12 protein-coding genes and 2 pseudogenes are annotated in these 17,032 nt (G+C 42.5%); 10 read left to right on the forward strand and 4 right to left on the reverse strand.

Going from position 1 to position 17,032, the window contains the following annotated elements; genetic code table 11:
• Window positions 1-9: 9 nt before the first annotated feature.
• A complete protein-coding gene (locus tag QVP67_RS09945; RefSeq protein WP_022163412.1) occupies window positions 10-714 on the forward strand; it encodes a response regulator transcription factor in 705 nt (234 codons plus the stop codon).
• Window positions 715-831: 117 nt separating this feature from the next.
• Window positions 832-1,413 carry a hypothetical protein gene (locus QVP67_RS09950; protein ID WP_022163413.1) on the forward strand — a complete coding sequence of 194 codons (582 nt, stop codon included), beginning with the start codon at window positions 832-834 and terminating at the stop codon, window positions 1,411-1,413.
• Between the two features lie 17 nt (window positions 1,414-1,430).
• On the opposite strand, the gene QVP67_RS09955 is transcribed toward QVP67_RS09950, so the two are convergent.
• A complete protein-coding gene (locus QVP67_RS09955; protein WP_022163414.1) occupies window positions 1,431-1,982 on the reverse strand; it encodes a flavodoxin family protein in 552 nt (183 codons plus the stop codon).
• Window positions 1,983-2,342: 360 nt separating this feature from the next.
• Here QVP67_RS09955 and QVP67_RS09960 point away from each other — a divergent pair, with 360 nt between their 5' ends.
• Complete coding sequence (locus QVP67_RS09960) at window positions 2,343-3,125, forward strand: hypothetical protein (RefSeq protein ID WP_022163415.1); 783 nt, start codon at window positions 2,343-2,345, stop codon at window positions 3,123-3,125.
• Here QVP67_RS09960 and QVP67_RS09965 read toward each other — a convergent pair.
• Window positions 3,117-5,288, reverse strand: a complete 2,172-nt coding sequence (locus QVP67_RS09965; protein WP_022163416.1) for an HRDC domain-containing protein — start codon at window positions 5,286-5,288, stop codon at window positions 3,117-3,119. The two genes, QVP67_RS09960 and QVP67_RS09965, sit on opposite strands and share 9 nt — an antisense overlap.
• Before the next feature lie 253 nt (window positions 5,289-5,541).
• On the opposite strand from QVP67_RS09965, the pseudogene QVP67_RS09970 reads away from it, so the two are divergent.
• The 7 genes and pseudogenes from QVP67_RS09970 (at window position 5,542) to QVP67_RS10000 (ending at window position 15,006) form a co-directional block, all read left to right on the forward strand.
• Window positions 5,542-5,742 (forward strand): annotated as a pseudogene (locus QVP67_RS09970) (helix-turn-helix domain-containing protein).
• 47 nt (window positions 5,743-5,789) lie between these two features.
• Complete coding sequence (locus QVP67_RS09975) at window positions 5,790-7,331, forward strand: type I restriction-modification system subunit M (RefSeq protein ID WP_022163417.1); 1,542 nt, start codon at window positions 5,790-5,792, stop codon at window positions 7,329-7,331.
• 11 nt (window positions 7,332-7,342) lie between these two features.
• Window positions 7,343-8,539 carry a restriction endonuclease subunit S gene (locus QVP67_RS09980; protein ID WP_288180099.1) on the forward strand — a complete coding sequence of 399 codons (1,197 nt, stop codon included), beginning with the start codon at window positions 7,343-7,345 and terminating at the stop codon, window positions 8,537-8,539.
• Between the two features lies 1 nt (window position 8,540).
• Window positions 8,541-9,719, forward strand: coding sequence for an AAA family ATPase (locus tag QVP67_RS09985; RefSeq protein ID WP_022163419.1), 1,179 nt, complete (start codon window positions 8,541-8,543; stop codon window positions 9,717-9,719).
• Between the two features lie 17 nt (window positions 9,720-9,736).
• Entirely contained in the window at window positions 9,737-12,844 is a 3,108-nt protein-coding gene (locus QVP67_RS09990) for a type I restriction endonuclease subunit R (protein WP_022163420.1), read from the forward strand.
• A gap of 416 nt (window positions 12,845-13,260) precedes the next feature.
• On the forward strand, window positions 13,261-14,412 hold the full coding sequence (locus QVP67_RS09995; RefSeq protein WP_022163421.1) for a carboxymuconolactone decarboxylase family protein: 1,152 nt from the start codon (window positions 13,261-13,263) through the stop codon (window positions 14,410-14,412).
• Window positions 14,413-14,439: 27 nt separating this feature from the next.
• On the forward strand, window positions 14,440-15,006 hold the full coding sequence (locus tag QVP67_RS10000) for a flavodoxin (protein WP_022163422.1): 567 nt from the start codon (window positions 14,440-14,442) through the stop codon (window positions 15,004-15,006).
• 226 nt (window positions 15,007-15,232) lie between these two features.
• On the opposite strand, the gene QVP67_RS10005 is transcribed toward QVP67_RS10000, so the two are convergent.
• Together QVP67_RS10005 and QVP67_RS10010 are read right to left on the reverse strand one after the other, a co-directional pair.
• Complete coding sequence (locus tag QVP67_RS10005) at window positions 15,233-16,120, reverse strand: F0F1 ATP synthase subunit gamma (RefSeq protein WP_022163423.1); 888 nt, start codon at window positions 16,118-16,120, stop codon at window positions 15,233-15,235.
• A gap of 33 nt (window positions 16,121-16,153) precedes the next feature.
• Window positions 16,154-17,032: pseudogene (locus tag QVP67_RS10010) on the reverse strand (F0F1 ATP synthase subunit alpha); the annotation flags it as partial.

Genomic DNA, 17,032 nt, shown 5'->3' on the forward strand with positions numbered 1-17,032 from the left:
GGGTCGGGGGTGAGGCTCGATAGTTCTATATCCGTCCTCCTCGTCGAAGACGAACAGACCCTTGCCATGATCATCAAGGACACCCTCGAAGGTCAGGGCTTCCTCATTCATACCGCTGCAGATGGTGAAGAAGGCCTGCGTCTCTTTTTCGAGATTCACCCCGACGTAGTAGTAGCCGACATCATGATGCCCCGCATGGACGGCTTCGAAATGGTACGCCGTATCCGGCAAAGCGACCGCCGTACGCCTGTCCTTTTCCTCACTGCCCGCTCGGCAGTGAACGATGTTGTCGAAGGCTTCGAACTGGGTGCCAACGACTACTTAAAGAAACCATTCGGCATGCAGGAACTCATCATACGCATCAAGGCACTGGTAGGCCGTGCCTGCACCTACACAACAACCGAAGTGGAAGTCCCCTCCCTCTACCCGATTGGCAGTTACCAGCTTGACATCCGGCGCCAACTCCTCCTTCACGAAAGCAACCAGCAGGAACTGTCGCACCGTGAAACCGAAATACTGCGCCGCCTCTGCCAGAATCGCAACTGTGTGGTGAACATGCGCGACATCCTCCTCGACCTCTGGGGCGATGACTCCTTCTTCAATCAACGAAGCCTGCACGTCTTCATCACCAAACTGCGCCACAAACTGGCCAAGGACGAAAATATACGTATCATCAATGTACGCGGCATCGGATATAAACTGATTACCCAATAGAAATGTCGCTAAGTCATCTTTCACGCAATATTGAAAAAACAGATAAATAGTCTTAAGACACGCGAAAGGGTCGGCAGAAAAGCATTATCTTTGAAGCAGACAAAATGTGTAGATAAAATGAAACGTTTTTTATTTCTATTCACGATCATTGCCTTGTACAGTAGCATGGCCTTTGCCCAAAACGAAGTGGCAACCGATACGTTGCGCCAGGAGACAGGCAACATTCCCCCTGCCGAAGAGCAACTTCTGCCCGACGGAACCCGAAACTACGGAGGTTTCCTGATAGATATGAACAGTCTGATCAAAATGCCGACTCCCGACCTGAGCAAGTCTTTCAAGATTGTCATTCCCAACGCAAGCAAAGACTACAGCCAGCTATTCCGGCTCAATCCGGACGTCACCTACTCGTCGGGGCTTAGCAACATGTTCAGCAGCGGTTCGTCCTTCTATCTCAATCCTTTTGGTCTGAACTCTGTAGGCAGCCTGATGGACAACCTGCAAATGGGCAGCTTCAAACTGAAGAACGGCATGCGTATCAACACCTACGGCGAATACAACAAGGAAGGACGAAAGGTATTCAATCCTTCTGCCCTTCCCTGGGAAAGAAATAATTTTAAAGGTGCTTTCGAACTGAAATCGCAGGACGGTTCGTTCGGCTTCCGTATAGAAGTACAGCAAGGACGAAACTCTCCTTACTGACCCTCTGCCGATACTGCTCAATCAAGCGATACCCGAAGTCCCATCTCGTAAGCATTGCGCATGGCTTCGGGTTTTGTTTTTATCTCACCCGGATGCCATACCCCGCCACAGAACACGGTACCTTTCAGCATCGGATTTTCCAGACAATCGAGGAATCCGCTGAAACTGTCAACGATGCGTTCCATAATCGAAGGATAGTCTTCGGCCGCGGTAGCGATAAAGTAGAATTCTTTGTTCTTCATTTCGGTATACGGCCCGCAACAACGGTCTATCAGCGTCTTCATCTGCGCACTCATCGCATAAAAATAGACAGGAGTGCCCATTACAATCACGTCGGCTTCCAGCATTTTCTGAATCACTTCAGCCGCATCGTCTTTCTGCGGGCAGGGTTTCTTTTCGTAACTGCACACGCTGCATCCCAGACAAGGATGAATATTCTTGTCGCGCAAGAACACCTTTTCAACCTCGTTACCGCCTTCGATGGCTCCACGCATAAACTCATCACAAAGCGTATCCGAATTTCCTCTCCGACGAGGACTGGATGATAAAATCAACACTTTTTTTGCCATTGCTTCTATATTTTAATGATTATGATACATTCGTTTTTCCATCCGACCAGCATCAGACAGATCTGTTATCTCCTCCCTCCAATGCACAAACAACCGGAAAAACACCTTGCAAAATAAGGAAGAAAAATCTGTCAGCGCAACAAACTATTTACTGATTTCAGTACCAAAATTACAGAAGCGGGGTTATCAAAAATTAGCGGGACAGACTTTCCGTTATACTCAGGCATGGATTGCTCGCATTTACGGACCCAATCAGCTCCTCTGCAACCGTAACAAAGATAACAGAATCCGTAATAATGTTTATCCGGATACAGCCATAAGTCACTATTTTTGCCGGCAGATATGACAACAGAATGACACATGCTGAAGCTAAAAAACATATATGAGTGTAACCTATGCCTGGGAAGCCGGACCTTGCATCCCGAAATAAGCATTATCAATCTGTCGGACTCCTGCATGCAGCAAACAAGCATAAAGTTTGGAGTATATGCCATCATTCTGGCTGAGAAATGCGAAAAGAACCATTGCTGTTGCGGAAAAGGAAGCTGCGACTACTCGTATGCCACTATGATATTTTTGCCTCCCGAACAGACCTTCCGCATGGACAAGGAACACTCGCTTCCCTCGAAAGGTTATCTGCTCGTTTTTCAGCCCGACCAGTTCGACACATCACTGACCAAACGAATCAAAAAGTACTCGTTCTTCGACTACGCCAAGAGCGAGGCCCTGCACTTGTCCCAACGCGAAACCGAACAAATCGTATGCTGCCTTAGGAACCTCGAAAACGAACTGCGCTATCCGGCCGATGTTCATAGCAGTATCATCCTATCGTACCACATCGAGTTGATGCTCGAATATTGCACACGCTATTACGAACGTCAGTTCATCACCCGCGACAACCAGAACAAAGCCATCGTCTGCAAAACCGAAAGATGGATTGACCGCTACACCGAAGGCTGTCATCCGGATAAGATACAGGTCCCTCCTCCGACCACCTGCGCCGCCACCCTGAAACTGTCAGCAGCCTATTTCAATGACTTGCTGAAGTTCGAAACCGGAAAAAACTGGAATGAATATTTCCAACTATATCTGCACGAAAAAGAGCAGACAAACGCCATCCATCACGCTGTAGGCTTAATCTAACGAAAGCGCATCATCGGGCATTCCCTGTTCTCTCCGATAAGCCTTCACCATCTCCAGAATAGCATCTCCGTGCTTTTCAACCCCTTTCTTGCCCATGTACGGAATGCACAGCAACGAGGCTTCATCAGTAGGCAGCAGGTTGCTGATTCCCAATATTGCTTTCTGCTGCAGCACCGTATATACCGGCATCCCCTGCTTGCCCGCTTCGGCATTGCGCCATGCCACCAGGCGGTTATATAGTTCCGGATGAAGAATATCGGCAGGCATATCGGCTTTTCCACCTCCGGCAGCTGTCTTCTGCCTGCCTTTAGCCGCCTGCTTGCCGGCTGCCTGTTGAGGGTCTGCGATGGACAGTAATGCTTTCTGCTTCAGATACGGTGCTGTATGAAAACCCTCCTGACCGACAAACTTCAGCAGTCCTGTTTTTTGCAGTATGCTCTCCACCAGTTCATCTGCTGCATCGCGCAGTTTTTTCTTCAGCTCTTTGTTGTCCGATTGCAGTATCAGGTTCTGCCGAAGTTCCTCCAGCGGCTGAAGCTGCTCACCAAAGTACAAGGTAGCCTGATGAATGCGTTCCTGCAGATGCTGGTCCGTCATATAATCGGCAGAGGCACCAACCAGACGCGTGTACTGCTGCTTAAACTTCTGCCCTACCATCACCACTTTTTCATGTACCTGCTCCACTACTTCCTTATACGAAGCAAGCTGCTTGGGATAAAGTTTATACAAGTGCTCGTCTATCAGACGCACATACCTGCGCAAACTTTGCTCCAGCGGGAAGAAGTCGAACAGCCCCGTCAGCAGTTCCAGAAAATAAGCCTGTTGCAGCGTATGTACCCGCATCGCATCCGGACGACTGTCACGGGCTTTCAACGTAAAGGCTTCTACCGCCTCGTCATTGATAATGGCCCGTTCCGACAACGGAGCACTCAGCACCACACCTTCCAGCGTGCGGCAACGACTCAAAGCCACATAAGCCTGTCCGTGGGCAAACGATGCACTGGCATCAATCACCGCACGGTCGAAAGTCAGTCCCTGACTCTTATGAATCGTGATGGCCCATGCCAGCTTTACAGGATATTGCTTGAAGGTTCCTTCAATGTCCTCGGTGATCTCTTTTGTCTCTTCATCGAGCACATATTTCGCATTGGCCCATTCTTCTTCCTGCAATACAAAAGGTTGCGGATTCTCCAGCGTACGCACAACAATGCCCTGCTGCGAAATATCCGTCACTTCGCCGATCATACCGTTGTAATAACGGTGTTCCCCCGACGTATCGTTCTTCACAAACATGATCTGGGCATTCTTTTTCAGCTCCAACAATTCGTCGGTAGGATAAGAATATTCGGGAAACTTGCCATCGATGGTAGCACGATAAGTATATACCCGCCCGGGCAGTTGCTCCAGCTCGTGCTCATTGATGCGTTGTGCCTGATAGTTATGGGTCACCAGCCGGATGTACCCGTCCTCTTTCCGCGGATGAAAATCGGGAATATACCGACGGTTCAACGCATCGAGCACAGCCTTGTCGCAACGGTTCTCGCGAATGCGGTTCAGCAGTTCCAGAAAATCTCCGTCGCTCTGACGGTATACTTTCTGCAATTCGATGGTGCAATATTCGGTCTGTTTCAGCGCATGGCTCGAAAAGAAGTATGGCGTGTCGTAGAACCTACCCAGTAGTTGCCATTCGTCCTCTTTCACCACTGGCGACAACTGTTGCAAGTCGCCTATCATCAGCAGCTGTACGCCACCAAACGGTTTTGTCCGGTCGCGAAAACGGCGCAGCACATTGTCAATGGCATCCAACAGGTCGGCACGTACCATACTGATTTCATCAATCACCAGTAAGTCGATGCTGCGCATGATGTTCAGCTTTTCTTTCCCGAAGCGGAAACGGTACGAAGCCTTTCCGTCGGCATTGAAAGACGTTTCGGGCACGTAAGGCGCAAACGGAAGCTGGAAAAAGGAATGGATGGTCACCCCTCCTGCATTGATGGCGGCTATGCCCGTAGGAGCCAGCACGATCATCCGCTTCGGGCTCTCCGCCTTCAGTTTCCTTAAAAACGTCGTCTTCCCTGTACCTGCCTTTCCTGTAAGAAAAAGATGAGTACCGGTATTTTCTATAAACTCCCATGCCAATGCCAATTCCTGATTCTGCTCCATGACCGTATGCGTATTTTCAATTGGGGGTAAAGATAACTAAAAAAGCCTATATTCCTACACCGAAAGAGGGACTTTACGATCGTAAAGAGGGAGTTTAGGGAAGGAAAGAGGGACTTTAGGGATGACCTTGCTGCCCTATTCTGGCAATGACTTGCTGACAAATTCTCCTCCAAAGTCGGGAAATATGCAGATAAAACTATTACCAGACAAATTAATTCACTATCTTTGTATAAGATTCAATTTTATGATTGATATGGAAGATATAAATAGGCTCAAATTAGTTCTTGTAGAAAAGAAGAAAACAGACAATTGGTTAGCAGAGTAATTGAGGAAAGATCCATCAACCGTATCAAAATGATGCACCAATGTTTCGCAGCCAGATTTGGTTACCCTTTCAAAAATAACAGAATTATTAAATATTGACAGAAGGGAACTCATCAATAAAAGCAAGTGAGTTTATATCTCAAATAATATGTATAACGATTAAAAAACGAATATAAGATGACAAGCACTCAACAACGAGATGAGTTACATAATAAAATTTGGAAAATTGCCAACGAGGTGAGAGGTGCCGTTGACGGTTGGGATTTCAAGCAGTTTGTGTTAGGGACATTATTTTATCGATATATCAGTGAAAACTTTACTGATTATATTGAGGGGGGAGACGATAGTATAAATTATGCAGAATTACCTGATAGTGTAATTACCTCTGAGATAAAAGATGATGCTGTCAAAACAAAGGGATACTTTATTTATCCGAGTCAGCTTTTTGTAAACATAGTAAAAACAGCCACTACAAATCCTAATCTCAATACTGATTTAAAAGCTATCTTTGACGCTATAGAAAATTCTGCAGTCGGTTATGCATCTGAAAAAAGTGTTGTAGGACTATTTGCCGATTTTGATACAACCAGTACTCGTCTTGGTAGTACTGTCGAAGAAAAAAACAGTCGTTTGTCTGCTGTCATAAGAGGAATTGCATCTTTGGATTTCGGGAAATTTGAAGATAGTGAAATTGATATTTTTGGAGATTCATATGAGTTTTTAATTAACAATTATGCGGCAAATGCCGGAAAGTCTGGAGGAGAATTTTTTACGCCTCAGAATGTTTCAAAGCTTATATCAAGGCTTGCCATGCATAATCAGACAAGTGTAAACAAAATATATGATCCGGCAGCTGGTTCTGGCTCTCTGTTACTTCAGGCAAAAAGACAGTTCGAAGATCATATCATAGAAGATGGCTTTTTTGGGCAGGAGATAAATCCAACCACCTATAACTTAGCCCGAATGAATATGTTTCTACATAATATAAACTATGACAAATTTAAGATAGCACGTGGTAATACGCTTACCGACCCACAATTTGGAGATGAAAAACCTTTTGATGCCATTGTATCCAATCCTCCCTATTCGGTAAACTGGATGGGGTCGGACGATCCTACCCTTATCAATGACGACCGTTTTGCTCCAGCCGGAGTACTTGCACCCAAGTCAAAAGCAGATTTTGCGTTTGTTCTGCATGCATTGCATTATCTTTCAAGCAAAGGTCGTGCTGCTATTGTCTGCTTCCCTGGAATTTTTTACCGAGGTGGAGCGGAGCAGAAAATCAGGAAATATCTGGTAGATGGTAACTATGTGGAGACCATTATTTCGTTGCCATCCAATTTATTCTACGGCACTTCAATAGCAGTAAATATTCTTGTTTTATCAAAACATAAACCAGATACAAGAATCCAGTTTATAGATGCAAGCAGTGAAGAATTCTACACAAAAGCAACCAATAACAATATGCTTAAGGATAAGCATATAGACAGGATTGTAGAGATCTTCGATAAAAAAGAAGATATTGACTATATAGCCAAATCAGTTGAAAATAAAACCATTGCTGAAAATGATTATAACTTGTCGGTAAGCAGTTATGTTGAAGTTGAAGATACTCGTCCGAAGACTGATATTAAGGAGCTAAACGAGCGTATTCGCCGAATTGTAGCGCAAGAGAACAAATTGCGTGCGGAAATAGACAAGATAATTGCAGAATTGTAGGAGGATGAGTTATGAGTAAACTAAAAGATTTGATACAGAAACTTTGTCCAAATGGAGTTGAGTATAAGAAGTTAGGAGATAAACAAGTTTCAATAATGCAACGAGGGACATCGTTGACTAGAAATAACTCAACGGAAGGTGTATATCCTGTAATTTCTGGTGGAAGAGTCCCAGCATTCTATTGTGACAAATTTAATAGGGAAGGTGAGACTATTACAGTAGCAGGAAGCGGTGCAGGAGCTGGTTATGTACAATATTGGAACGAACCTATATTTGTGTGTGATGCATTTTCTATAAAAGGTTGTGAAGATGTTTCCACAAAATATCTGTATTACTGTTTAACAAATATGCAAGACAATATTTATGCCACAAAAAAAGGGGGAGGCGTACCTCATGTTCATATTTCAAGCATAGAAAATTTTTTTATTCCAATTCCACATCCTGATATTCAAGAAGAAATTGTAAAAATTCTCGACCGCTTTGAGGAATATGCAGTGGAGCTGCAAACGGAGCTGCAAACGGAGCTGCAAGCGAGACGGGAACAATATGAATATTATCGTAATAAATTGCTTGCATTTGATGAATCTGGAAAGAATATGAAAAGTGTAACTTGGATGAAGCTGAGTGATATAGGATCGTTTATAAGAGGGAAGCGATTTGTAAGGACAGACATCGTTAATGACGGCGTTCCTTGCATTCATTATGGTGATATTTACACATATTACGGATTGTATGCAACCCAAAGTAAAGGGAAACTTAGAAGTGAACTTGCCCCTAAAATGAGGTACGCTCATAAAAATGATGTCGTAATTGTTGCCGCTGGTGAAAATAAAGAAGATATAGGGATCGGTGTAGCTTGGCTTGGAGAGAAGCCCGCTGCAGTACATGACGCCTGTTTCATATTTAAGAGTGATTTATATCCTCAATATGTTTCTCATTATTTGAGGTCAACTTATTATCACAAGCAAATTGTTAAGTATGTGTCTGAAGGAAAAATATGTTCTATATCAGCTAAAGGTTTAGGAAATGCGATTATTCCTATTCCTACTTATGAAGAGCAAGTAAGGATTGCTACATTACTTAATAAATTTGATTCATTAATAAGTGACCTGTCCCAAGTACTACCAGTAGAGATAGCTGCAGTGCAGGAACAATACGAATATTATAGAAACAAATTATTATCATTCCCAAAAATAAAAGAAGCATAATATGGGACAATCATTAAAAGAAATAGCACAAGCCCTTCATTATACAGATAAAAAGGTACAACTAATCTATGCCTTCAATGGTGTAGGCAAGACTCGTCTGTCACGTGAATTCAAAGAGTGCGTTTCGCCAAAGAGTCATGATAGTGAGGGCGAAGAATCAAAAATAAAGGTTTTATATTATAATGCCTTTACGGAGGATTTGTTCTACTGGGACAATGATCTATATGCTGATTCTACAAGAAAACTCAAAATACAGCCGAACAGTTTTACCGATTGGATTCTTAAAGAACAAGGGCAGGAAAGAAATATAGTAACTAATTTTCAGCATTATACAAATGATAAATTATCGCCACGTTTTAATGAAGAATATACTACAAAAGATACAAAAGGTAATGATATCATTGTTAAAGCATATTCTGAAATTACATTTTCAGTAGAAAGTGGCAATGAAGGTAAGATAGAGAACATAAAAATATCGAAAGGAGAAGAAAGTTGCCTAATTTGGTGTGTGTTTTATAGCCTACTTGAACAGGTTATAGAAGTATTAAATGTGGCAGAGGAAGCAGATAGAGAAACTGACCAATTTAATGAGCTTAAATATGTATTTATTGATGATCCTGTAAGCTCATTGGATGAAAACCATTTAATTGAATTAGCAGTAGATATAGCAGAATTAATAAGAAAAAGCGAGTCAGAAGTAAAGTTTGTAATCACAACACATAATCCACTGTTTTATAATGTGCTGTATAATGAATTTAATAATGCTGACCAAGAAACTAAGGATAAAACAAAAAAATCGCTTAAAAAACGTTTGGAGAAATTAGATGATGGAACCTACATACTTCATGATTCTAATGATTCTCCTTTTTCCTATCATCTATTCCTTTTGTCTGAACTTGAAAAAGCAATACAAAGTGGTAATATAAAGAAATATCACTATAATTTTTTACGCCAAATATTGGAGAAAACTTCAACATTTCTAGGATATAAAAAATGGAGAGAGTTATTGACTTTGTTACCGGATGATGCACACGAAGCTTATTATAATCGTATAATAAATCTATGCAGTCACGGAAAACATTCAGGAGAAGAAACTTCTATAATAGATGATAATGACAAAAGAGTGTTAAGCTATCTGGTACGAGAAATCAAAAATATCTATCATTTTAAAAACGAATAAATTACAATATTGGTAAAATGGCACAATATAGCATCATAGCAGAATCAAATAATTTCATTGTACTTGATGCCTATACCAAGTATAATGAACTTCATGAGGCTTCTGTTGTGTACCAATCAGAAGCAAGTCTTGAACGCGAATTTATTCAAGATTTAGTGAATCAAGGCTATGAATATCGCCCGGATATTTCAACACCTGAAGCATTACTGGCTAATGTCCGTTTGAAAATTCAGGAACTTAACGATATGGAGTTTTCTGACAAGGAATGGGTACGATTTATAGCTGAATATTTGGATAAGCCGGGAGATACCCTGATAGACAAGACCCGTAAGATTCATGACAACTATATCTATGATTTTGTTTTCGATGATGGGCATATTAAAAATATTTATCTGGTTAATAAACAAGATATCACCCAAAACAAGTTGCAGGTAATCAACCAATTTGAGCAGAGCGGGGCTCAAGTAAACCGCTATGATGTTACAATTCTGGTCAATGGTTTGCCACTGGTACAGGTTGAATTAAAAAAACGTGGTGTGGCTATTCGTGAAGCGTTCAATCAGATTCACCGATATTCCAAGGAAAGTTTCAATAGCGACAACTCTCTTTTCAAGTATATCCAAGTATTTGTCATTTCAAACGGCACTGACAGCCGTTATTTTGCCAATACGGTTGAACGTAACAAGACTAGTTTTGACTTTACTATGAGTTGGGCAAATGCCAAGAATACTGTGATAAAAGACTTGAAAGATTTCACAGAGACTTTTTTTCAAAAGAACACATTGCTTAATGTCATTTTTACTTATTCAGTCTTTGATACCAATAACACTTTGCTTGTAATGCGTCCATATCAGATTGCGGCAACAGAACGTATGTTGTGGAAAATAAAAAGCTCGTATCAGGCAAAAAAATGGTCAACGACCGAAGGGGGAGGATATATTTGGCATACCACGGGTTCCGGTAAAACACTTACAAGCTTTAAGGCTGCACGATTGGCTACACAACTGGAGTTTATCGATAAGGTATTCTTTGTTGTTGACCGCAAGGATCTTGATTATCAGACGATGAAAGAATACCAGAGGTTCTCTCCGGATAGTGTCAATGGTTCTGAAAGTACGGCCGGGTTGAAACGGAATATAGAAAAGGATGACAATAGAATTATCGTCACTACGATTCAAAAGCTGAATAACCTGATGAAAAGTGAAGACAATCTTCCGGTTTATCAGAAGCAGGTTGTTTTCATTTTTGATGAGTGTCATCGTTCCCAATTCGGCGAAGCACAAAAACAATTGAGAAAAAAATTCAAGAAGTATTATCAGTTTGGCTTTACTGGAACACCAATTTTCCCAGAAAATGCGAATGGATCGGAAACCACAGCAAGTGTGTTCGGCCGCGAATTGCATTCATATGTTATAACTGATGCTATTCGTGATGAAAAAGTTTTGAAATTTAAAGTAGATTACAACAATGTAAGACCTCGTTTTAAGAATATAGAAACAGAAGTTGACGAGCAGAAATTAAGTGCTGCAGAAAACAAGCAGGCTTTGCTTCATCCTGCCCGTATCAATGAAATATCTCAATATATTCTACAGAATTTTAGAATAAAAACACATCGAAATCAAAATAATAATAAAGGTTTCAATGCAATGTTTACTGTCAGCGGTGTGGATGCAGCTAAATGCTACTATGAAGAATTAAACCGATTACAGAAAGACTCTAAAAAACCACTGAAGATAGCTACAATATTTTCTTTTGCTGCCAATGAGGAGCAAAGTGCAATAGGTGAAATATCAGATGAGAACTTCAATCCTTCGGCAATGGATCTCAGTTCAAAAGAGTTTTTGACGAAAGCCATTCATGATTATAATAACCTGTTTGGAACAAGTTATGGCATTGAAAGTAAAGAGTTTCAAAATTATTACAGAGACTTAGCCAAAAGGGTAAAAAATAAAGAAGTGGATCTTGTAATAGTAGTGGGTATGTTCCTTACAGGTTTTGATGCACCGACCTTGAATACTCTTTTCGTAGATAAGAATTTACGCTTTCATGGACTGATACAGGCATTTTCACGTACCAACCGAATTTATGATTCAACTAAAACGTTCGGTAATATTGTTACTTTCAGAGATCTAGAAAAGCATACGGTTAATGCAATAAGATTGTTTGGCGATGAGAATACTGCAAATGTAGTACTCGAAAAAAGTTATCAGGAGTATTTGGAAGGCTTTAAGGACATTGTTTCCGGTGAAGCTCGAAAAGGATATATTGATATCGTAAAAGAACTGAGTGAGAAGTTTCCTGACACAGATAAAATCATTACCGAACATGATAAAAAGGAATTTGTCAAGTTGTTCGGCGAATATTTGCGAGTGGAAAACATATTGCAGAATTTTGATGAGTTTACCATGCTCAAAGCTTTCCAAACAATAGACATTAACAATAAGGAAGCGGTAGAGACATTTAAAAACGATTATTTTGTTACAGATAGCGATATTGCAAAAATGCAGAAATTGCAAATGCCGTCTGACAGAATCATTCAGGATTACAAATCAACTTATAACGACATACGGGATTGGTTAAGACAAGAAAAAGAAGGCAATAAATCAGAAAAATCAAGAATAGATTGGGATGATGTTGTATTCGAGATAGATTTGCTTAAATCACAAGAAATAAATCTGGATTATATCCTTGAACTGATTTTTGAACATAATAAAAAGAAGATGGATAAATCCTCTTTGATAGAGGAAATTCGCCGGATTATTCGATCAAGTGTTGGTAACAGAGCCAAAGAAAGTTTGATTGTTGATTTTATCAATGATGCGAATCTTGATGCCATTCCTGATAAAACAGAAATTATAAAAGCATTTTTTGAATATGCACAAGGCAAGCAAAAAGAAGAAGCAGCTGAATTGATTGCAAACGAGAAGTTGAACGAAAGAGAAGCTAAACATTATATGGAGATATCTTTAAAGCGTGAATACGCTAGTGAGAATGGAACTGATTTTAACAACATTTTACCGAAAATGAGTCCTTTGAATCCCCAATATCTGACGAAGAAGCAGACAGTATTTCAAAAGATAGTTGCTTTTATTGAGAAATTTAAAGGAGTTGGAGGACAACTATAAGTTATCAATTATAAATTGCATTTACAGATACATTATTTTAGGTTATTCTGTAAATACTATAAATCAACCAACTAATTCATATACAAAGTAATGGGAATTAGTTGGTTGTTTTGTATCTTCAGATATTCTCCACCACACAATAAGGTTTAACGGTAAGTGCACATTCCAGTTAATATCAGTTCATCATTTCCAATGATCTCCGTCCCCCCTAAAACTCAGTATCGTTGGCAAAATTGATATTTCCGCAAATCTTCATTAATACGATTCACAAAGAAAGCTGCAATAAATATAATAACCAACAACACCTAATACAGACTCTAAATTCCGTAAAAAAGGTACTTTTCCCCCACTTATGATTACAAAATCTACGCTTCACCTGACGTACTTTTGCATTAGATAAAAAACGAGAGAAAGCGATGAAAAAGATAATGAGAATGATTGCCTTTGCATTGGCGGGCAGTTTGCCTGCGATGGCACAAACAACGGAGAGCCATATGGACAGAATTGAAGTTTGCAAACAGAATTATCGCACGCTGTTCGGCGGTGAAGCACTGACCGGACAGGGAACGGACCCGGAAATGATGGACATCCTGCAGAAGTTCATTTTTGGAGAAGTATTCCAGACAGGCAACCTGACATTGAAACAGCGGGAGATGATCACCTGCATCACCCTTGCCACTATGCAAACCCTTCCTCAGCTGAAAGCACATGCCGAAGCGGCTCTCAATGTTGGTGTCACTCCCGAAGAGCTTCGCGAAGTAATGTATCTCACAGCTCCCTTTATCGGCTTCCCGAAGATGCTGAATGCAGTGGGTACTGTGAACGAAGTATTCAAGGAACGCGGAATTTCCTTACCGATAGAGAAACAGGGAACCGTAACGGAGAACAACCGACACGAAACAGGCAAAACGATTCAGAACAGACTTTATCCCGGCGGCATTGCCTCGGTGATGGAAGGATTGCCCGCAGATATGGGCAAGCACGTGGAGCGGTTTCTGACAGACTATTTCTTTGGCGAAATATACAGCCGTGGCGCACTCGACTTGCAGACACGCGAACTATTAGGTTATTGCGTTCTGACCACACTCGAAGCTGAAAGTCAGTTACATTCGCATTATCACGGCAATATCAATGTGGGCAACACACCCGAAACGTTGACTGCCGCAGTCATTCAGTGTCTGCCATACATCGGTTTTCCTGCCGCTATCAAAGCTTTGCACATCATTAAACAGGAATATGGCCAACCTGTCTCTACCGGAAACAAGTTGGTGCGCCTTTCAAAAATAACCGTTGACCCGGCACAGATTGATGCTTATAACGCTTTTCTGAAAGAAGAGATAGAAGCCTCGATGCGTCTGGAACCAGGCGTACTGACGCTCTACGCCACAGCCGAGAAAGAAGCCCCACACCAAGTGACCATTTTGGAAATCTATGCCGACCAGACTGCATACGAAAGTCATCTGAAAACGCCCCATTTCCAGAAATACAAGCAAGGAACACTGTCGATGGTGAAAGAACTGGAACTGATAGACGTGGAACCGCTGATACCTGATTTAAAAAACAAGTGATACTACAATTTCAAAAACAATCAAGTTATGAGGAAGATTATCTTAGCATTGGCAGCGATCATGACTCTGAGCCTTGTCGCTTGCGCCCAAAACAAAGGAGGAAAACGTATGCAAACTGAAAGAAAAACATTGGTGGTGTATTTCTCTGCTACCGGCACCACTGCCAACGCTGCCCGCACAATTGCGGATGTCACCGGCGGCACACTGCATGAAATTGTTCCCCAACAAGCTTACACCTCCGACGACCTTGACTGGAACAACAAGCAGTCGCGCAGCTCTGTAGAGATGAACAACCCGAAAGCCCGCCCGGCATTGAAAGAAACGCCGACGGATGTCAGCAAGTATGATGTCATCTTCATCGGCTATCCCATTTGGTGGAATCAAGCGCCGCGAATCATCAATACCTTTATCGAAAGCCACTCATTGAAAGGCAAAACGCTGATACCCTTTGCCACATCCGGAGGAAGCGGAATAAACAACAGCGTAAAGGAGCTGAGGAAGGCCTATCCTGATTTGCTTTGGCAAAATGGCAAGCTGCTGAACGGCATCAGCCGTAATACTGTTCAGAGTTGGGTCGAGAATGTAATGAAGTAACCGAAGAGGGCTTAAGGTATCAGAAAAGGACTCTTTAATGCGTCTTTAAGAGTACAGGAATTGTCAATATACGAAGCTGATGCCGTTCCTCCAATGATACGATTTTCAATGAACTTCGCACCTACAGACACACATAGCAACCCGTAGAAAAAATCGGGTGGAGACGTCTCATTCGGAACATCCCCACCCGATTTATTTTTCTGTTTCCTTCAACCTTCGGCCTTTTTTACTTCAAGCTACCGCCAATGATGTCCAGCAACTCGTTCGTAATGGCCTGTTGACGGCTCTTGTTGTACTGCTTCGTCAGGTCTTGTATCAACTCGTTGGCATTGTCTGTTGCGGCCTGCATGGCCAACATACGTGCCGCGTGTTCGGAAGCATTGGAGTCGAGCAGAACGGTATAAATCTTCTGACTTAAAACCTTAGGCAAGAGGTCGGTTACTAGTTCGGCAACCGAAGGTTCTACGATATAGTCGTTGTTGAACCGGTTCTCCTTCACCTTGTCGCCACCCGCTTCCTGTCGGATTTTCTCCAGATCAATGGGCAGATAGTTCTCGTACATCAAGACCTGAGATCCGGTCGACTTGAAGTGATGGTACACCAGTTCTACCTGATCGACCTCCTTCTGGATGAACTGCTCCATCAGCGTTGTCGCCAGTTGCGAAGCATCGGCATACGAAGGACGGTCGCACATGGGCTGATACGAGCCTTGTGGTACATATCCCAACTTCTTTACGGCTTCTTCCACCTTCTTCCCTACTGGGTAAATCAGGATATTCTCCTTGCCCAATGCCTGGTATTCCTCCAGCCGGTGTTCCAACATCTTAACGACGTTGGAGTTAAAAGCACCACACAGCGAAGTATTGGACGAAAATACCACAATGGCAACCCGAGCTACAGGGCGCACTTCTGTATAGAGCGATTCGAACGAGACATCTGTGCTTAAAAAATTAGTCAGAATCTCATTCAGTTTCCGCTGATAAGGCAGCATATTCTCTATCCGTCCCTGCGCTTTATGAAGTTTGGCCGAAGCCACCATCTTCATAGCCGAAGTAATCTGGCGGGTACTTTTGACCGAACTTATTCTATTTTTTACCTCTTTCAGTGAAGCCATTTCTTGATGTTTTGAATGTTGAACTTATTACGGTCAGCTGAACATTTTTGCGACCATTGCTGCCGTCTCTTCGATCTTCTGAGTTACTTCGTCATTGATGACACCTGTCTTCAGTACATCGAGAACATCGTTCCGGTGATTCATTTCGAGCTGTTCAAGGAAACTGCGCTCAAACTCCTTCACTTTGTCCAGAGGCACATCTTTCAGCAATCCGTGTGTACCGCAATACAGAATAGCCACCTGCTTTTCGACAGGCATCGGGCTGTACTGAGGCTGTACCAGCAAACGGGTATTCTTCTGTCCCTTATCGATAGTCAGCGCGGTAACGGGGTCCATATCGCCACTGAACTTGGTAAATGCTTCGAGTTCGCGATACTGAGCCTGGTCGATCTTCAACGTACCGGCCACTTTCTTCATCGCCTTGATCTGTGCATTACCACCGACACGGCTCACCGAGATACCGACATCAATAGCCGGACGGTTGCCCTGATTGAACAGATTGGTATCGAGGAAGATCTGTCCGTCGGTGATGGATATCACATTGGTCGGGATATATGCAGATACGTCGCCGGCCTGCGTTTCAATGATAGGCAAGGCTGTCAGTGAACCGCCGCCTTTTACTTTTCCGCGCAGACTGTCGGGCAAGTCGTTCATCTGGCATGCTACTTCCTGCTGGTTGATGATTCGTGCCGCACGTTCCAACAGACGTGAATGCAGGTAGAAAATATCACCCGGATAGGCCTCACGTCCGGAAGGACGACGCAAAATCAATGATACCTCACGATAGGCAACCGCCTGTTTGGAAAGGTCGTCATAGACAACCAAGGCATGACGGCCGGTATCGCGGAAATACTCGCCGATAGCAGCACCGGCAAAGGGGGCATAGTACTGCATGGCTGCAGGATCGCCGGC

Source organism: Bacteroides sp. CAG:633 (assembly GCF_000435115.1).
In the GTDB taxonomy this organism is placed as follows: domain Bacteria; phylum Bacteroidota; class Bacteroidia; order Bacteroidales; family Bacteroidaceae; genus Bacteroides; species Bacteroides ndongoniae.